The sequence below is a fragment of the Lonsdalea quercina subsp. quercina genome, assembly GCF_000688695.1.
Classification (GTDB): domain Bacteria; phylum Pseudomonadota; class Gammaproteobacteria; order Enterobacterales; family Enterobacteriaceae; genus Lonsdalea; species Lonsdalea quercina_D.
In genome coordinates, this window is record NZ_JIBQ01000005.1 from 1 (window position 1) to 14,943 (window position 14,943).

Annotated in this window: 15 protein-coding genes and 1 pseudogene; 7 read left to right on the forward strand and 9 right to left on the reverse strand. The window is 47.6% G+C overall.

Annotated features, from left to right (window positions below; genetic code table 11):
• Positions 1–69 precede the first annotated feature (69 nt).
• A protein-coding gene (locus SB13_RS17000; protein WP_152545924.1) for an IS3 family transposase occupies positions 70–1,169 on the forward strand; the annotation gives its coding sequence in 2 pieces (ribosomal slippage) (positions 70–325 and positions 325–1,169; 1,101 coding nt in all).
• Positions 1,170–1,337: 168 nt separating this feature from the next.
• On the opposite strand, the gene SB13_RS05075 is transcribed toward SB13_RS17000, so the two are convergent.
• Positions 1,338–1,568 carry a DNA polymerase III subunit theta gene (locus SB13_RS05075; protein ID WP_026739311.1) on the reverse strand — a complete coding sequence of 77 codons (231 nt, stop codon included), beginning with the start codon at positions 1,566–1,568 and terminating at the stop codon, positions 1,338–1,340.
• 317 nt (positions 1,569–1,885) lie between these two features.
• Here SB13_RS05075 and ftnA point away from each other — a divergent pair, with 317 nt between their 5' ends.
• The 4 genes from ftnA to SB13_RS05100 all read left to right on the forward strand — a co-directional run bounded on the left by ftnA (position 1,886) and on the right by SB13_RS05100 (position 4,943).
• Positions 1,886–2,395, forward strand: coding sequence for a non-heme ferritin (gene ftnA / locus SB13_RS05085; protein ID WP_026739313.1), 510 nt, complete (start codon positions 1,886–1,888; stop codon positions 2,393–2,395).
• Positions 2,396–2,567: 172 nt separating this feature from the next.
• Positions 2,568–2,906, forward strand: coding sequence for a YebY family protein (locus SB13_RS05090; RefSeq protein ID WP_026739314.1), 339 nt, complete (start codon positions 2,568–2,570; stop codon positions 2,904–2,906).
• Positions 2,907–3,902: 996 nt separating this feature from the next.
• On the forward strand, positions 3,903–4,598 hold the full coding sequence (locus tag SB13_RS05095) for a hypothetical protein (RefSeq protein WP_152545804.1): 696 nt from the start codon (positions 3,903–3,905) through the stop codon (positions 4,596–4,598).
• A gap of 15 nt (positions 4,599–4,613) precedes the next feature.
• Positions 4,614–4,943: a zinc ribbon domain-containing protein gene (locus tag SB13_RS05100; RefSeq protein ID WP_026739315.1), complete on the forward strand. Its 330-nt coding sequence runs from the start codon at positions 4,614–4,616 to the stop codon at positions 4,941–4,943.
• A 271-nt stretch (positions 4,944–5,214) separates the two neighbouring features.
• Here SB13_RS05100 and SB13_RS05105 read toward each other — a convergent pair whose 3' ends face one another.
• Both SB13_RS05105 and SB13_RS05110 read right to left on the reverse strand, forming a co-directional pair.
• Complete coding sequence (locus SB13_RS05105) at positions 5,215–5,592, reverse strand: helix-turn-helix domain-containing protein (protein ID WP_026739316.1); 378 nt, start codon at positions 5,590–5,592, stop codon at positions 5,215–5,217.
• A 570-nt stretch (positions 5,593–6,162) separates the two neighbouring features.
• Positions 6,163–6,342, reverse strand: a complete 180-nt coding sequence (locus SB13_RS05110) for a DUF2158 domain-containing protein (protein WP_026739317.1) — start codon at positions 6,340–6,342, stop codon at positions 6,163–6,165.
• Between the two features lie 255 nt (positions 6,343–6,597).
• Between SB13_RS05110 and SB13_RS17995 the strand changes: the two are divergent.
• A pseudogene (locus SB13_RS17995) lies at positions 6,598–6,862 on the forward strand (hypothetical protein).
• A gap of 41 nt (positions 6,863–6,903) precedes the next feature.
• On the opposite strand, the gene SB13_RS05120 reads toward SB13_RS17995, so the two are convergent.
• The 5 genes from SB13_RS05120 to SB13_RS05140 all read right to left on the reverse strand — a co-directional run bounded on the left by SB13_RS05120 (position 6,904) and on the right by SB13_RS05140 (position 12,259).
• Positions 6,904–7,137 (reverse strand): hypothetical protein, encoded by a 234-nt coding sequence (locus SB13_RS05120; RefSeq protein ID WP_026739318.1) that lies wholly within the window; start codon positions 7,135–7,137, stop codon positions 6,904–6,906.
• A 313-nt stretch (positions 7,138–7,450) separates the two neighbouring features.
• Positions 7,451–7,771: a phage holin family protein gene (locus SB13_RS05125; protein ID WP_026739319.1), complete on the reverse strand. Its 321-nt coding sequence runs from the start codon at positions 7,769–7,771 to the stop codon at positions 7,451–7,453.
• Between the two features lie 369 nt (positions 7,772–8,140).
• A complete protein-coding gene (locus tag SB13_RS05130; protein WP_051616436.1) occupies positions 8,141–9,991 on the reverse strand; it encodes a diguanylate cyclase domain-containing protein in 1,851 nt (616 codons plus the stop codon).
• 418 nt (positions 9,992–10,409) lie between these two features.
• Complete coding sequence (guaD, locus tag SB13_RS05135; RefSeq protein WP_026739320.1) at positions 10,410–11,720, reverse strand: guanine deaminase; 1,311 nt, start codon at positions 11,718–11,720, stop codon at positions 10,410–10,412.
• Positions 11,721–12,055: 335 nt separating this feature from the next.
• Positions 12,056–12,259: an ogr/Delta-like zinc finger family protein gene (locus tag SB13_RS05140; protein ID WP_026739321.1), complete on the reverse strand. Its 204-nt coding sequence runs from the start codon at positions 12,257–12,259 to the stop codon at positions 12,056–12,058.
• Positions 12,260–12,681: 422 nt separating this feature from the next.
• Here SB13_RS05140 and SB13_RS05145 point away from each other — a divergent pair, with 422 nt between their 5' ends.
• Positions 12,682–14,025 carry an MFS transporter gene (locus SB13_RS05145; protein ID WP_026739322.1) on the forward strand — a complete coding sequence of 448 codons (1,344 nt, stop codon included), beginning with the start codon at positions 12,682–12,684 and terminating at the stop codon, positions 14,023–14,025.
• 47 nt (positions 14,026–14,072) lie between these two features.
• Here SB13_RS05145 and smrA read toward each other — a convergent pair whose 3' ends face one another.
• On the reverse strand, positions 14,073–14,639 hold the full coding sequence (gene smrA, locus SB13_RS05150) for a DNA endonuclease SmrA (protein ID WP_026739323.1): 567 nt from the start codon (positions 14,637–14,639) through the stop codon (positions 14,073–14,075).
• Positions 14,640–14,943 lie beyond the last annotated feature (304 nt).

A 14,943-nucleotide genomic window follows, 5' to 3' on the forward strand; every position in this document is an offset into this window, starting at 1 on the left:
CCTGAAAACAGTGCCAGTCTAAACTGAAGTATCCGGTCTTTCTTCCATTACCCAGAGAGGCTCATTGCCATGAAAAAGACCCGTTATACCGAAGAACAGATTGCGTTTGCGCTGAAACAAGCCGAAACCGGCACCCGCGTCGGGGAAGTCTGCAGAAAGATGGGGATTTCTGAGGCCACTTTTTACAATTGGAAGAAGAAATTCGGCGGGCTGGGCGTGACGGAACTACGACGTCTGCGGCAGTTGGAGGATGAAAATCAGCGGCTGAAGAAGCTGGTGGCAGATCTGAGCCTGGACAAGGAGATGCTTCAGGAGGTATTGAAGCGAAAGTTCTGAGGCCGGCTCAGAAGCGCCAGGCGGTGCATTTCCTGCTTGAAGCTTATCGTATCAGTGTCCGCCGCGGATGCGGCCTGCTGATGCAGAGCAGAACTGTCTACCACTGGCAGAGCCGGCGTGATGATCGGGCGATCACCCAACGCATCCGAGAGATAGCGGAAACCCGGATACGGTATGGCTGTCCACGTATTCATATCCAGTTACAACGCGAGGGCTGGCGGGTTAACCATAAGAAAACACATCGTATTTATTGCCTGGAAGGTCTCAATCTGCGCAGAAAACGTCCTCGCAGGCATGTCAGTGCAGCACGTCGCCAACAGCGTCCGGCCCTGACGCACGTCGATCAGTGCTGGAGTATGGATTTCGTGTCGGATAGTCTGTTTAACGGGCGGCGTTTCCGGATGCTGACTGTAGTGGATAATTTTAGTCGGGAGTGCCTGGCGATCTATGCTGGGAAATCACTGAAAGGTGAAGATGTGGTCGGCGTAATGGAGGCGCTGCGGGNGCTGGATAAGCGCCTACCGGTACGTATTCAGACGGATAACGGCAGCGAGTTTATTTCGAAAAACCTGGATAAATGGGCGTACGATCAGGGTGTTACCCTAGACTTCTCCCGCCCCGGAAAACCGACAGATAACCCGTTTATCGAATCATTTAACGGTAGTCTGCGGGACGAATGCCTGAACATTCACTGGTTTCTGTCACTGGACGATGCACAGGACAAACTCGACAACTGGCGCAGGGAATATAATCATGAGAGAACGCATTCGTCATTAAATGACATGACTCCGGCTGAATTCATTCGAAGTCTTCAGAAAGACAAAGATCTCTAGTTTATGCCTGCATTGATTTTGGGCCAAGGTCAGAAAGACAAAGATCTCTAGTTTATGCCTGCATTGATTTTGGGCCAAGGTCAGAGCCAATTAACTCTTAATCAATTGGTGCGTTGAGAAAGGGGAGAGGGATACCGTCATCCCGTGAGTGGTGACGGTATTGGCGGGTCATTTACTGTTGGGATCGTAGGGCAGTGTGGAGAATTGCAAAGAAAGTTGACGATAAAAGCTGACCCGTTCACGGAAATAATCGCGTAAATGCGCAGGCTGCTGTTGTTCGAGCACGTCAGGGATGACCGGCATGTTATAGCGCTCTTTGAAAGCGACACCGGAAGCGGCGAGATCGACGTTTACTTTTTCCATCTCTTCGAATGAGAGGTCGGCCAGATTATGTCCCATGATGTCCTCCTGTGTGTGGCGCGACAAACATAAAACAGCCCGGAACAAATGGCAAGCCATGCGCAGCCCCTTGCCCAAATCCCTTTTCTTAGGGCAACAAGAGAAATTGATGAATTCATTCGCCCAGAATGAACATTATTATCGAACGAAAACTGATGCCACCAAAAGCAATAAAAACCATTCTCATAGGTGAATGATAATACTTTGAATTTAGGATAAAAATATTGAGATCATTAGTTAATAGTATGTTTTTAATTTTAATATTTTTGTGCATAATGCCCTGCAAATAATCCCCTGCCAGTGGAAAAGGATTCAACATGTTAAAAAAAGAAATGATCCAAAAGCTGAATGAACAGCTGAACCTCGAATTTTACTCAGCCAACCTGTATTTGCAGATGAGCGCGTGGTGTGGAAATAAAGGTTTTGAAGGCGCATCGGCTTTCCTGAAGTCTCACTCTCAGGAAGAAATGGAGCACATGCAGCGTCTGTTTGACTACCTGGACGATACTGGCAGTATGCCGGTCCTCGGGGCTATTGAAGCTCCGCCGGTAGAGTTCGACTCTCTGACTGATATTTTCAAGTTAACCTTTGAACATGAGCAGCTCATTACTGGAAAAATCAATGAGCTGGCGCATGCTGCCATGACGTTGCAGGATTACTCAACCTTCAACTTCCTGCAGTGGTATGTAGCTGAGCAGCATGAAGAAGAGAAGCTGTTTAACTCTATCCTGGATAAATTGGCGATGGTGAGCACCTCCGAAGGCGGGTTGTTCTTTATCGATCAAGATCTTAAAAGAATGGCGACCACCACCACGCCTTCAGCCTGATAAGGCACAAAGGCGATGCTAATTCAGCATCGCCTTATCTATTGACTGCGTCCAATTCCCCTTGCTCGACTTCCCCCCAGTCTGTCGTTATGATTCTATCGTGGTTTATCCGTGACGGATTAAGTCAAGAAACCTCGTAAATACAATGGTCTGTTCTGCTGTGGAAATCAAAATGAAAAAATTAATCGGGTTCCTGTTAACAGCCTCTTTTTGCTCTTCAGCGCTTGCGACAGCGGGGATCGCGAATGTCAGCAAACTGCAATTTGGTGACAGCTGGGCGTTTACTCGCGAAGAAGTGCAGTTGATCTGCCGCCCCGGCCACGCGCTATATGTCATTAATCCCAGCACACTGATGCAATATCCGCTGAACGACGTTGCCTGGACACAGGTTCGACAGGGAAGAGTCAACGCTCAGCCGTTGGATATCATCCTGCTGGACGATCCAAAACAGCCCGGGCAGAAAAAAAGTTTGCAACCCTTTGTGACCCGAGCTGAACAACTGTGCCAGTAACGAAAGCGCCATTTCCCAAGGGTTATCAGGGATGGGGCAGTCACGCTGATTGAGTTCACGATCACAAATTGAGTCTATGGATGACGATGAAGTACTAAGTAGACTCATACATAGCTGGAAAAGGGAAATGCCTCGTCTACGCTTAAGGAGTGGGTTCCTTGGAACCTGCGTCAATGCCAACTTTTAGCGCACGGCTCATTCCCAAGAGCCATTTCCCTAGACCGAGCACAGGAATCGTACTCGGTCTTTTTTTTATCGATTAATTTGTAATGTTTATGTTTGCTAGACCTGCAAACCACGTCGTGAAACGATATCCAATCTTTTACTAGTAAGTCTATTATTGACCTCACGACTTCAGATATTTTCTATGAATTTGCGTATTCGGCTCTATAGTTTGTGAGGAATTAACTTCATCGAGTCCCCTATTATATAATTGGTAAACGTTGGCCAGATAAGAATGGGCTAGAATTGAACGGCAAAAGGTAATAGATATTGATTGGACCTCATGGGGACAAATGAGTGTGCTGATATGGGATGGTCAAATCCCTATTGATCGAGTTTTCCATTTTGAAATAGGATGATATTGATCTCTATAAAAACCCATTTTTATTTAATAATAAATAAACTTAAATTTAATTAGCTCAGTTCGCACCCGTATCTGGTTAGGGATAGCAGTCAAACTAATGACAAAGCGATTAAGCGAGCGTTTCCCTTTTTGGGTTATCGTTGACTCCATGTGGTTATTTATTCTACGCCATGTGTATGCAACTTAATCAACGGTAAAACTTTAATAACATTATGTTATTTTGCAAGTGACTTTTCTCATAAAAAGAAATATTGATTTGCCGTATTTATTTGGGAACCTTGAGAAATAGGTGTTTTTTGATTAGTTTCTCTAAGTGGTTATTGACATTACAAAATGTTTCTGTACGATAAGAAAAAATATCTAGTTATATTAATATGTTAGATTATTGGAACAAGGAAATTCCGAATAGTATGAAAAGTGAAAGCCTTTATCTACAATGTGGCTCTTGTGGTAATTTAAATAAAAAGAGTTTTGCATGTTGTTCAACATGTGGAAGTAAGCTAAAAAAATCCAAAAAGAAACTGTATGTCTGCCTTAGCGTACTGGTGTTATTTTTCGTTATTATTGTCTGTGCCAATGATAATCCTTCGAATGAAAGAACACCGACTATCTCCAGTTCAGTTGCTAAGGAAAAGGATGCCATAGAACTACCCAATAATGAGGCTGCTTTTATTGCTCTTTCCGATGAGGTAAGAGAAAAATATGTATCAGCAAAAAATGAACTGCAGAAATCTGTTTTGCGAGATGAAAGAAAAAAACAGCTGCAGAATATGCAATTAACAAAAATCACTGACTGGGTCGGAACGATATCAGAGCTTGATACTAATAATGACGGGAAAGGAATACTGTCGATTAAGCTTTCTCCGAACCTTTCAGTCGGCACTTGGAATAATGAACTTTCCGATATCCAAAGTAATACGTTAATTGAAAAAAACACCGTTCTATACAACTCATTACTAAATATGAACGTAGGACAGAAAGTTATTTTTTCAGGCATTTTTTTCCCCTCTGACGAGGATGCAGTACAAGAAAAGAGCATGACAATAAACGGTTCGTTATCAGATCCGGAATTTTTGTTCAAATTTAAATCTATCAAACCAATGTAAAAAAGGATGGTTAAAATGGCCCTAATCAGTTGCCCAGAATGTTCCAGTCAAGTTAGCGACAGTGCAGTTAAATGCCCATCTTGCGCAGTTCAGCTAAGAAAGCCCAAGCGAGGATTTTTTGGTAAATTAATCAAATTCTCTTTCATTGCCTTCAATATTTTGATGCTTGTCTGGATTATTGGTGGGTACAACTCTGCTTCTGAAGGTATTGAACAGTTATCGGGTGCGGAGCAAGCAGGTGCCGCAATCGGAACAGGGCTTGGGATAGCCATGCTTTCCAGTCTCTGGATCGTTGGGGACATTATCCTTGGCTTGTTTGTGCTGTTTACTCGTCCTAAAAGCTAATTTTCATACAAGGGTGGCTAGGGTCACCCTTGTTTGCATGAGCAAGACGGTTTTAGGTGTAAAAGCCTGGGATCAACGTTCTCTTTACCGTGTGAAATCATTAGGATTTTTGTATACCTATAAATCTGCTCAGAAAAATTCGGGATGCGACCAAAAAAACACACTGAGTGTACCGCATTATATATAGCTTTTCCGAGGGCATCCTATTGATCGCATAAAACTGTGTATCCAAAAAATCATCCTAGGATATGGTCAAAATAAAGGGCACCCTTTATTCCTGTTTCACTCTTCCACGCAAATATTTTTCGACGTAGTCATCAAGCTCCTTTAGCCGCCCCTGAAATAAGTCGATCATGTGATCTTGTTCGGGCTCAGGAAGTTGACGGAATAAATTTAGCATTTGTATTTCACGCTCTTTCAGGCCTGAGTCTTCGTCGACCTTTTTGCCAAAAAGCCAGGCGATGGAAACACCGCTCGCATCCGCTACGGCCAGCGCAGAGGCTTTGCTTATTGTTCCGGTTCTAAACCATCCGGTAACTGCTTGCTTACTGACGTTTGCTGCTCTGGCCATATCGGCCTTGGAAAAACCCTTTTCGTTAAGTTCGGCGAGTCTGGAAATAAGGCTGTTATCAACATCTTTCATTTGCATAGCGTTCATTTTAATCCGGAACCAAGTTCGGCATGGTTAATTGAAAATTGATTTTTTAATAAAGTAATTCTTTATATCACTGGCGATGTATTTAAGTTAAAGAGTGTTACGCGATGATTTAATTAAATATAGCAGTGAGTAAAGCTTAGTGTCATTCAATGGTTGATTCGCTTTTTGATGCTGTGTGTTGAAATGATGACACGCCGGTAATGTTTACTCTCCCTCTTAAATAGTTGGCGTCGTCGGCGTATAATTCATTTGAATCGAGTCTATATTTAACTAGGTTCACGTTTTGGGAGCAATAGTTATTAGTAATAAATTGAGTGAGAGAATAGTTTAATTCGGTATCAATGAACCTTTACCCGTTAATTCCTCATGGTGGAGATAACCATTCGTATTAGGGAATTAGAATGAGAAAGAGTGAAGTTTGCCGACTATTGTGTCTGGCCGGTTCATGGCATGACGGCGTGGATCAGAGCCATGTGATGCTGAGTGATCATAACCGGGAAGAAAATGAGAGCCAGCGAAGAATACGCGACATTTAGGCGGCATCGGAGGCCGCCTGGTGGGTTAGCAAACGCCGAAAGGCCCTTCTTCCCGGTAGTGTTCCACGGAGTCAGCCGCAACGATGACCTCTTTTTTTAATGAATCATCCACCCGGACGCACCAGAGGTTGTCGTCTTCTACTTTATGAATGACCATCTTGGGGCCCCCGGTTTTACTCTGGACAACATCACCTTCTTTAAACATGACCTATTCCTCAGCTGTGTAAATTATTTTCACTATAGCAGATACATCATTATTAGCCGTTTAAGTACGGTGAAATCATTCGATGAATAACCGTCGAACTGAGTCAATATTTTTGTGGTTCAACTTGATCCAGCGGGCGGGAGTAACCTGACAGATCGTTTTAAATCTCTATCAGAGGCTCTCATGACTGGACTTATATTGCATCCACTAAGGAAGTCAATGGAGATGAAATTAAGCGTAATAGTTAACATGAAAATGATTGCGCTCATGGCTTTATTCTTTGTGAATATATCAGCCGCGAAAACATCCCTATTGAACGATGAACAGGTAAAAAAAGCAATTATCCAGGAGTCTATCAGCAATTATCCGGGGAATTTTCCATGCCCTTATAACTCAGCCAGAAATGGGAGCCGGTGTGGCGGTCGAAGCGCATGGAGTCGGGCAGGGGGGATATGCCCCTATCTGCTACGAAAATGAAGTGTCAAAAGAGATGATCAAGACTTGGAGAAGTCAGCATTGAGCTGCGCGACCTACCCACGTCGCTATTTCTGCGTCACAGTTCTATATCCTGCCATGTATGCTCTGATTGTTTTTTAATACATCAATGGCGGTTTGCATGGCAATTTTATCATCACGCCGTTTTTGTCTGCCCTGCATCACTTGCAGAAACTCCAGCAGGGTGCGCGTATTGACTGGACGACCGACTTTGATGACTTCCAGAACGGCATTGCCTAAGATAATTTTGACAGGAGGGAGTTGGGCTGGATACCAGTTCAGGGCGTCTTCTGATTTCATACTAAAAATCTCTGGGAAGGGCAGTATAGCACGTTGCCGCGCCTCGAATCTTAACTCATCTGCTGCGTTTCGCGGCCTTATCGGTCGCTAAACGACGTCGCGCTGACTTTCATGGGGAATACTGAGCCAGGCGGTATCCTGCCTGCTAAATGAAGGTAAAGGAAAGGGGCTCTCGTGACGAATGGGGAGAGCGAAGGAAAGTTTTGGGCTGACTGAAAGACCTGCCGCGTGTATTAAGAATACATCCTGATAGCGTCATGGTGAGCCTTCATTGAAGTCAGCCCAGGGATGGGGAGCACCACGATCAGAACCGCTATTCCGTCCGATTATTATCATTTGTGTCGCTACTTTTATCCTTATCTCCCTGGTTGCGGGCGCGACGCTGTAGAAATAGCTCTATCGTTTGATAACCCGCAATCCCCAACGCTGCGCCAATCCCATTGATGGCAATCGGTGACAGCGTCGGAAATTGTATCAATGCGACTCCGGCAATCATCGACACAAAACCTCCCAGTAATAATCGACCGGTAAATTGCCCCAGGCTGATGGGTTTTCCGCTGATCAAAATCTTGCCGACGGCAATCAGCAGGCCGATCAGGAATAGCGACAAGACACTTTTATCTGTTTCACTCATTATCTTAACTCCTCTTGTAGGACGCTTGATGGGGATAAATTCTCTCCTTAGTTAACGCATCCCCCGTCCGAACGGTCATTCAAGCTGGATTTGTCCAGCTTCCATATGGTACGACACATACCACGAGGAAAATGAAATGCTGCTGTTACGCGGATCATTCCTCATTTGCAACGCTGCAATACCAGTCACGTTATGTAACCAGTTTACGGCCGTCGGGGGCTAGTGCTTGGGGTTGTATGAGCGTGGAGCAAACAGTGTGTCAGGAAAAGAGGGGAAAGGCCGGATTGCAGCATGCCGCTGAATACAGCGGCAACCGACAGGCAGTATAGACAGGCGAAATTTTTTTGCAGAATTTTTTTGGTGACGGTGTCACTTATTATCGTTTTCAGCGTCGTGTTTATGGCCGCGAGAAGAGTGAATACTCTGACGTTTAGCCTGATACATCGCCGTGTCCGCTTCGTGGATGAAGTGGTTGACATCCAGACGGTCATTTTTGCCTAAGATGGCGATCCCCACACTGGCGGAAAGAACGATGTTGTGGCCGCGGATGCGAATGGGCTTTTGGAAGCGTTCTTTCAGGGTGCGGCAGAGCTCACCCACTTCACGATCCATATCTTGATGCTCGTGTAACACCATGACGAACTCATCGCCCGACAGCCGCCCAATCAGATCTTTAGGGCGGGTATTTTGACCTAGGATGCGTGCGAAGGTTTTGATCACCCGATCGCCAAATTCGTGTCCGTAACGGTCGTTGTAATGTTTGAAGTTGTCCAGATCGAAGAATAGCAGCGCCAGACCGTTTTGCCTTTGCTTGATTGCGAGCTGGTTGAGGTAGGAGATCACGGCGCGGCGGTTGGGTAAACCGGTGAGATGGTCATGATTAGCTTCAAATTTCAGCTGATCGCGCAGGGACGTCAGGTCGGTGATATCGGTGGAGAATACGTATACTCCTTGCGCCGGCGGCTCAGCGGGCACCATCTGCGTGTGGTAGGTGATCCGGCCTCCTGATGGCAAGTCGACGGTATGTTCAATATGCAACGGTCGCCGATTTTTGCGCACCTTATCCAACAGTGGCGTAAACAGTTTGCGCTCTTTGGGACGCAAAACGGTGCTGATATTGCAGTTGATGGGCCCATCGCCCGTACTTCCCAGCAACAGCTTAAGATGACGATTGGCGAAGGTGAAGACATTGTCTGGGCTGATACAGGAAATCATCGCGGGGATATGGTCGGTAATATCCTGGATAAACTGATGGCTACGCTGCAACTCTTCGGTGCGCTGTTCAACTCGCTGCTCCAACTCCTTACTTAAGGTGAGAAGCGCGGCTTCCGATGCCTTCTGATTACTGATGTCGGTAATCGCCAGTAGCAGGCCGTGTTGGCTGCCATCGGGATTGTAGAGAAGCGCCACCGAGACCATCGCCCACATCAGTGAGCCGTCCATCCGACGATAGCGCTTCTGAAACGTCGAATTGCGATTGCCATTTTTCAGAAGGTGATCGTAGCGTTCTTTAGTTAACGAGAGATCGCCGTGGTACGTCACACTTTCCATCGTGGTCTGCAACAGTTCCTCTTCGGTATACCCCATCATTTTGCAGATCGTGTGGTTGACTCTGATCGGTTTTTTATCCGGCGTCATCAGTACAAGGCCAATTGCCGCCTGAGAAAAAATCTGACGGTTGACGTAATCTGCCCGGTGGAGCATATCGCGCGTGCTTTCAGCTTCGGCCTGCATCTCGACTCTTTGCAGGTAGGTTTGCACCACGTAAGCCATATCGCTCAGCTGTTCGAGTTTTTTACTGTCAAATTCAATGGGTTTGCTGTGATAGAGACAAAGCGCCCCCAAAGGGATACCGTAGAATGAACGTAGCGGATAACTCGCGTGAAATTGAACCTGTTGCTTGCCCGTCACCATCGGATTATCGCTGAATCGGGGATCGTTGCGCGCGTCGGGAACGATAAGCGGTTCGTTGGAAGCCACCGTGTGAACGCAAAAAGAAATNGATAGCGGCGTCTCCGAATAGGGGAAATTTCGCCGTGATAACGACCATTGGCGGTCGGTGTCGATTAATGAGATCACTACGCTATCGACCTCGAAAAAGGACTGGGTGATGCGGGTGATACGTTCCAATTCTTCGACCGGGCGCGTATCCAGGATGTTCATCATGCGCAGAAGGGCACTCCGTTGTTCCTTTGCGCCGGCATCGAGAGGCGGAATCATGGTTATGCCTTAAATAATTTGCTGTTATGGTCGATGCCCGGATGGCGTGTGGTTCAAAAAGAAGTGGCCATCCCGGCATGTATAAAGGTTGTAAGGCTGATTAATCCTGTACGCCATACTGGCCGCCAGTTCACCTTGTTCAAGAGGTAACAAGCTACAGGAGAAAGAACGCTCTGCTCCCATTTCAGCTTAATGCAATTTGTAGTGTTTTATTCCACAGCCGCGTACCGCCCATAGCGTAAGTGACTGTTGCTTAGTTGCATTATAGCCAGAAACTTCCCTGCGCCAGTGATTTCTCACCCGAACTCACTAATAAGAAAGAAAAATTATATGGAAAACGAGGCGTTTATGCCAATAAGACGCTCAGTGGTACTCGTGAGTTGATAAGCCAATGTCGCCCGCGATGGCAGCTTGCCGACTATTCCTGTGTGTGGACGCAAATTCCATTGACGTACGTTTCAGCCACATTTCTGTCATCACCTTGCATCATCAATGCAAACAGCTTCTCATCCAGCGTGGTCGCCTGCTCCTGCCGCAAGCGCTGCAATGGAGTGTTCGCCCAGTCGAGGACAACGAAATCCGCTTCTTTCCCCGGCAGGAAGTTTCCCAGCTTGTCATCCAACGACAGTGCGGCCGCGCTCCCTAACGTCGCCTGATACAAACCCTCTCGGGCGGATAGCTTCTCGCCCAGCAGCTGTTGCACTTTGTAACCCTCATTCAGCGTTTGCAGAAGCGACAAACTGGTGCCAGCCCCCACATCCGTGCCCATTCCCACGCGGATCCCTGCGGCCTTTAGAGAATGTAACGGAAACAGTCCGCTGCCCAGGAACAGATTAGAGCTTGGGCAGAAGGCGACGGAAGAGCGACTGTGCGACAGCATATCCACTTCGTCCTTTTCAAGATGAAGCGCGTGCGCAAACAGCGAGCGAGGACCGGTCAGCCCATGATGGTGATATACATCCAGATAGTGGCGATGCTCGGGAAAGAGCGATTTTACCCAGGCAATCTCCTGCTTGTTTTCGCTGAGATGCGTTTGCATATAGATGTCCGGAAACTCGCGTAGCAGTTCACCCGCCAGACTCAATTGTTCCGGCGTGGACGTCGGCGCGAAACGGGGCGTTACCGCATATAACAGGCGGCCATGATGATGCCATTTTTGAATCAGGGCGCGGCTGTCCTGATAGCTCTGTTGAGCGTCATCGCACAAGGCCTCTGGCGCGTGTCTATCCATCATCACTTTCCCGGTGATCAACCTCATCGCTTTTTCTGCCGCCGCGCTAAAAAGTGCGTCGACAGATTGCGGGTGCACTGTAGCAAAGACCATGGCGCTGGTGGTGCCGTGTCGTAGCAGCTCCCTGATAAATACGTCGGCCATTTGGCGGGAATAGTCGGCATCCGCGTATTTTTGCTCGGTCGGGAACGTATAGGTATCAAGCCATTCCAATAACTGTTCGCCGTAAGAGGCGATCATTTCAATCTGAGGGAAATGGACGTGAGTATCGATAAACCCAGGCATGATTAACCGGCCCCGATAATCTCTGAATGTCAGAGGAGCCAATTCGTTATCGGCAATGTCCCTATAGTTCAGCGCATTTAGTATCTTACCGTTGCGAACAATCAACAAGCCATCCTCAATAAAGTGGGTAGCTTCTGCGGGGTTATGCCGAGGGTCGGCGGTGAAATAAAGCAGGCTGGCGCGGTACGCCTGAGTGTCAGCGGCATCAATCATTCACACCTCCATGAAAGGCTAATACAGGTTTTATCCATAAATGAGACCTCTGAACATTCATTGATGGTGACGAATGGAGGGCATCAGCTGATTTTTGAGTGTGTTCTCCTGTGGCAGGAATTCGTCTGCTTGCTGGCACGGACCTAACAGAGGCCTTATGTGCAAGTGACTGAAAATCAGTAAAAGTCTTTTGATACTAAAAGCACGGTCCGGAGGACGTCAATATACAGTGGGCGAGTGAAAATGATAAAGCCATTAAGCGAGGCGGTTTTTCTGGAGAAAAAGAAAGAAAGGGAGGGAACGTTCCCCCTTACTGAGCAGGGGGAAGGTCGCGGTTAGGGCGGCGGGTTATCGGTAAGCGCTTCTACGGGATCTACTTTGCCTGGCACCATGATCGAGCGGGTTATGGCTTCCAATGTCACGAAGGTGTGCCCGCAGTTGACGTTAGTGCACTGATGGTAGCGCTCCTTGGCGCCATCCGACAGGTATCGGCTGGAACGCGCATGGGCGGCGTGGTGGCATAAAGGGCAATGCATCATGTTGGTATCTCCTCAAATATATTCATCGCTTCAACATAACTTTATGGTGGAACTTTTTATTCGAATTTGCAAATACATTTCGACAATAACATATATAATGAGTTTTATGTAAACGTGGGTTTGTTGGTATTTGACTGATATATAGTGATTTTATGTGTTTGCGTTAACGATTTACGGATGTGTTTTTAGTTGGCTTTTGTTCACTAAATGAGTTTTGCGGGGGGCGATTGAGGACGTAAAAAGGAGCGGGGGGCGGTTTCGTACTTTCATTGGTGGAGCGCGTTGGCTATCATTCGCGCGCTCTGTCACGGAATCCGTCTTGACAGCAAATTATTATGGTCGGGCTGTTTTACTGTCGGAAATAATTGTTTACAGTGTAAGCCTTAGTTAACAGCCCGCAGAAGAGTTATCGGAGAGTAAGCGTGACAGGTTCCACCCCTTTAGACGTTAGGCAGCTCATTAACGAACGTCCCCTTAGTGCCTATCAAAAGCTGATTGTCATCCTTTCATTCTGCATCATTGCATTGGACGGCATGGATATCGCCATCATGGGCTTTATCGGACCTTCGCTGAAAGCTGCCTGGGGAATCGGCAACGCTGAGCTGGCGATTGTGATCAGCGCGGCTCTGGTGGGGCTGGCTATGGGTGCGATGATTTCGGGACCGCTTGCAGACTGGCGTGGGCGCAAAGTGGTGATTATCACCAGCGTATTCCTGTTTGGATTATGGACACTGTTGGCGGCGTTCTCCGAAAACGTACAGCACCTGATTATTTTCCGTTTCCTGACCGGGCTAGGACTGGGTGCTGCCATGCCTAATGTAGGCACGCTGGTCGCGGAATACGCTCCGGAAAAGAAACGCTCCTTTATCATCACCATCGTATTCTGCGGCTTTAGCGTGGGCGCAGCGGCGGGCGGGTTTGCCGCTTCCTGGCTGATCCCAGCGTGGGGATGGCATACCGTACTCCTGATGGGCGGGATTCTACCGCTGCTGCTGCTGCCGTTCTTGATGGTTAAACTGCCTGAGTCCGTTAGGTTCCTGGTGGCCAAACGCGCGAATTCCGCGCGTATCCATCATATCGTCGAAAAAATTGCTCCCGGCGTCAGCCACAGCAGCACTCAGTTCGCTATGCCTGCCGAAGACAAAAAAGCCACATTTGCGGTACGTTTAGTCTTATCTAAAGAGTACCGTTTCGGCAGCTTCATGCTGTGGGGCGGCTATTTCTTTGGGCTATTCATGGTTTACTTGTTGGGCAGTTGGCTGCCTACCGTGATCAAAGACGCTGGCATGACGGTCACTCAGGCGACGGTCATCACGGCGCTATACCAGTCTGGCGGTGCTTTTGGCTCTCTGTTTGCCGGTTGGCTTATGGATCGTATTAATCCACACCTGGCGCTTGGCGTTATCTATGCGGCGGGAGGAGTGGCGACGGCGCTAATCGGGTTATCGGAATCTTATTTTGTTGTACTGGCCTTGCTGGCATCGATCAGCGGTTTTTGTCTCAACGGCGCGAATACGGGCATGAATGCGCTTTCCGCGCGCTTCTACCCGACGGCGGCGCGGGCGACGGGGTCAGGATGGATGCATGGCGTTGGACGGATGGGCGCGATCATGAGCGCATTTGCCGGCGCGCAGGTGCTGGGCATGGAATGGAGCTTCGGCATGATGTTCGCCGTTCTGGCGCTACCGGCCTTCCTGACGGCCTTGATGATATTAGCCAAAGGACAGCAAGGTCGTCGTCATCGCTCCGTCGCTTTCATTTATTGAATCACTACAGTATTGCCCTGAGTGCCGGGCAATACTGTTTCCTCGTTTTATCGGCTGCGTTTCGCATGCCGTTCCCAATTCTCTTGACGCGACTGTGCTGACTTTCTTAATGCGACATAACAGGCCCCGTGGCCGCCGTGTACAGGCTGCGCGACGCAGAATGCCTGTACTGACTCGAATTGAGACAGCCAACGGGCAAGATAGCTGCGAATGAGATTGGCATGAGATGCGTCGTCGCGTCCTTTACCATGGATAATCAGCAGATTGCGCAGATTATCGTGCTGTGCCTGCAACATAAACTGAAATAGGCTTTCACGGCAGACAGCCACCGGTTTTCTCATCAGATTCAGACTGGCATCCAACGCGTATTTTCCCTGACGCAGTTTATCCAGCACGCCACGCTGGATCCCATCTTGGGTATGCATCAAGGGTTCATCCAGGGGAAGTGTGTTGATATAGCCGCTGATCAGGAAATTAGACGGTTTGCTTTCTTCTACACGCTTTTTTCCCTTCAGCGCAGGTTTTTTTTGAAGGTGAACCTTCGTGCTACAGGAGGGCAGTGGAGTGACATCGCCAACCGCGTGTCTGAACAGAAATTTTTCATCAGGCGTCATGTAATTACCCTCAATTATCTATGGAGCAGGATGACTATAACGGGAGCTGAAAAAAATAGCATCGGGTTGGTTGAATCCAGCCACGAAAGCACGCCAACCCCCTAGGACACCTCGGGATATGACGATAAAGGTGTGCTCGATTATCCAAAATAAATCTACGTAAAGTCTATTTGTTTTCCCTTTTTTCAATGCCTTAAATTGACATTATATTATTGGATGTTCCATCGACATTTCAGCTTGGGGTTGCTTACATTTACCACTGGTGCTGTAGGAAAATCCTAAAGTAAAAACAGGTGTTTTTTTG

Bases quoted from the DNA above. Each gene is read 5' to 3' on its own strand.
- SB13_RS05075 (WP_026739311.1), bottom strand. From the start codon at position 1,568: ATGGGACATAATCTGGCCGACCTCTCATTCGAAGAGATGGAAAAAGTA.
- ftnA (WP_026739313.1), top strand. From the start codon at position 1,886: ATGTTAAAAAAAGAAATGATCCAAAAGCTGAATGAACAGCTGAACCTC.
- SB13_RS05090 (WP_026739314.1), top strand. From the start codon at position 2,568: ATGAAAAAATTAATCGGGTTCCTGTTAACAGCCTCTTTTTGCTCTTCA.
- SB13_RS05095 (WP_152545804.1), top strand. From the start codon at position 3,903: ATGAAAAGTGAAAGCCTTTATCTACAATGTGGCTCTTGTGGTAATTTA.
- SB13_RS05100 (WP_026739315.1), top strand. From the start codon at position 4,614: ATGGCCCTAATCAGTTGCCCAGAATGTTCCAGTCAAGTTAGCGACAGT.
- SB13_RS05105 (WP_026739316.1), bottom strand. From the start codon at position 5,592: ATGCAAATGAAAGATGTTGATAACAGCCTTATTTCCAGACTCGCCGAA.
- SB13_RS05110 (WP_026739317.1), bottom strand. From the start codon at position 6,342: ATGTTTAAAGAAGGTGATGTTGTCCAGAGTAAAACCGGGGGCCCCAAG.
- SB13_RS05120 (WP_026739318.1), bottom strand. From the start codon at position 7,137: ATGAAATCAGAAGACGCCCTGAACTGGTATCCAGCCCAACTCCCTCCT.
- SB13_RS05125 (WP_026739319.1), bottom strand. From the start codon at position 7,771: ATGAGTGAAACAGATAAAAGTGTCTTGTCGCTATTCCTGATCGGCCTG.
- guaD (WP_026739320.1), bottom strand. From the start codon at position 11,720: ATGATTGATGCCGCTGACACTCAGGCGTACCGCGCCAGCCTGCTTTAT.
- SB13_RS05140 (WP_026739321.1), bottom strand. From the start codon at position 12,259: ATGATGCATTGCCCTTTATGCCACCACGCCGCCCATGCGCGTTCCAGC.
- smrA (WP_026739323.1), bottom strand. From the start codon at position 14,639: ATGACGCCTGATGAAAAATTTCTGTTCAGACACGCGGTTGGCGATGTC.